Origin of the sequence: Pseudomonas sp. 18.1.10 (genome assembly GCF_024655625.1) — a bacterium.
Lineage (GTDB): Bacteria > Pseudomonadota > Gammaproteobacteria > Pseudomonadales > Pseudomonadaceae > Aquipseudomonas.
Genome location: NZ_JANLGL010000411.1, coordinates 1 through 2,386, shown reverse-complemented (window position 1 = coordinate 2,386; position 2,386 = coordinate 1). Strand labels below are relative to the sequence as shown.

The window sequence follows — 2,386 nt, the reverse complement described above, 5'->3', positions numbered from 1 at the left end:
AGTTTCGGATGTATTCACTGATACACCGCATTCGCGAGCAAGCCCGCTCCCACATAGGCATTTCCACATAGGGATCTCCATATGTTTCAGAGGCCATTGAGCCATTCCTGATTCATCGTCTCCTTGTCCCCTAGGTACTCCAACAACCACGCCATTGCCGGCGACACCTTGCTCTGCGCCCACGCCACACACGATGGGCTGGCCGGAAACGGCCGGCTCAACTGCAACGCCACCAACTCACCGCGTTCGATCCACGGCAGCACCTGATGCGCGGGCGCCATGCCGACGCACAGGCCGTCGCGCAGGCAATCGATGGCCGAGGCCCAATTCGGCACCACCAGCCGGCGTTGGTTATCCAGGGTCCATGTGTCGCGCTTGGGCAGGTTGCGCGAGGTGTCGGTCATGCACAGCGAGGCGAAGGGCCGCAGTTGATCGTCACTGAGCAGGCCTTCCACGGCCGCCAGCGGATGCCGCGCGCTGACCACGCATAGCCAATTCAACAGGCCCATGTCGCGAAAGGTGAAGTGACTGGCCACCGGCACTGCGCTGGTGGCGCCGATGACGATGTCGGTGCGCTCGTCGGCCAGGGCATCCCACACGCCGTTGTACACCTCGTACTCCAGCAGCAATTCCACCTCGGGAAACTGCCGATAGAAATCCAGCACCAGCTGCCGGCAGCGCTGGGGTTTGACGATGGAGTCCACCGCCACTTTCAACTGGCCGCTCCAGCCATTGGCCACCTGCTGGCACAAGCGCCGGGTGCCGAGCATTTTTTTCATCACGCCGCGCGTCTCATCGACAAACAGGCGCCCGGCGGCGGTCAGCTCGACATCGCGGTGCCGGCGCACGAACAACGGCACCGCCAGCCACTCTTCAATCTGACGCACCGTGTAGCTGATGGCCGACGGCACGCGGTTCAATTCCTGCGCTGCGGCGCTAAAGCTTCCGTGGCGTGCCACCGCATCGACGACATCCAGGGAGTATTCGGACCACATGGTCGTTGCCTTCAAATTTATTGATAAGAGTGTTCAATTATTATCGCTTCACACAGAAACTGTCAGCCTCATAATGGGCGCCAGTCAGCAAATAGTTTGATGGCAGCATCTACAAGGCTTCGATGAAAAATTCTTTTGGTTTCACTTGGTATCTGGCGGGGCTGAGCATGCTCGGCTACCTCGCCATGGACATGTACTTGCCGGCATTCGGCGCCATGGGCGAGCAACTGCAGATTGGCGCTGGCGCGGTGGGCGCCAGCTTGAGTATTTTCCTCGCCGGCTTCGCGGTAGGGCAGTTGCTGTGGGGGCCGTTGTCCGACCGCCTGGGGCGCAAGCCGATTCTGCTCGCCGGATTGAGCCTGTTCGTGCTGGGTTGCGCGGGCATGTTTTGGGTCGAGACTGCGGCGCAATTGCTCGCGCTGCGTTTTATCCAGGCGATTGGCGTGTGTTCCGCCGCTGTGAGCTGGCAGGCACTGGTGATCGACCGCTACCCGGCTGACAAGGCCCACCGCGTGTTCGCCAGCATCATGCCACTGATGTCCCTGTCGCCCGCGTTGGCGCCGTTGTTGGGGGCGATCGTGTTGAACCACTTTGGCTGGCAGGCGATCTTCGGCGTGTTGCTGGGGGTGTCGCTGCTGTTGCTGCTGCCGACATTGCTCCTGCGTCGTATGCCGAAACGTCCGGCAGAAGAGGGCGCACCTTCGCGTCTCGGCTATGGCCAATTGCTCAGCTCCCGGGTGTTCACTGGCAACGTGATGATCTTTGCCGCGTGCTCGGCCAGCTTCTTCGCCTGGCTGACGGCTTCGCCCTTCATCCTTGGCGATATGGGCTACAGCCCGAATGACATTGGCCTGAGCTACGTGCTGCCGACATTGGCGTTTCTGGTGGGTGGCTACAGTTGCCGCAGCGCCTTGCAGCGCTTCCAGGGCAAGACCTTGTTGCCCTGGTTGCTAGTGGCGTATTGCATCAGCATGGTGGCGCTGTACCTGGTGGCGACACTGACCGTGCCGACCCTCACCACCTTGCTGATTCCGTTCTGCCTGATGGCGCTGGTCAACGGTGCCAGTTACCCGATTGTGGTGGCGAATGCGCTGATGCCGTTTGCCGAAAATTCTGGCAAGGCGGCGGCGCTGCAAAACACCTTGCAACTGGGCCTGTGTTTTCTCAGCAGCCTGCTGGTGTCGTCGATGATTGACCAGCCGCTGCTGATTACCGTGATCGTGATGCTGGCGACCGCGCCGTTGGCGGTGCTGGGTTATTGGTTGGCGCGGCCGAAGGCTGATAACTCTGAAATGGCGAGTGCTTGAACTGACAATACGGTCAAAAATGTGGGAGCGGGCTTGCCCGCGAATGCGGTGTGTCAGCTACAGATCGTTCAACTGACCCACCGC

2 protein-coding genes are annotated in these 2,386 nt (G+C 60.7%); one reads left to right on the top strand and one right to left on the bottom strand.

Features of this window, described 5'->3' with window-relative positions:
• Positions 1 to 86 precede the first annotated feature (86 nt).
• On the bottom strand, positions 87 to 995 hold the full coding sequence (punR, locus tag NUV89_RS29220; RefSeq protein WP_257784048.1) for a DNA-binding transcriptional activator PunR: 909 nt from the start codon (positions 993 to 995) through the stop codon (positions 87 to 89).
• A 122-nt stretch (positions 996 to 1,117) separates the two neighbouring features.
• On the opposite strand from punR, the gene punC reads away from it, so the two are divergent.
• Positions 1,118 to 2,302, top strand: coding sequence for a purine nucleoside transporter PunC (punC, locus tag NUV89_RS29215; RefSeq protein WP_257784047.1), 1,185 nt, complete (start codon positions 1,118 to 1,120; stop codon positions 2,300 to 2,302).
• The last annotated feature ends 84 nt before the right edge of the window (positions 2,303 to 2,386 follow it).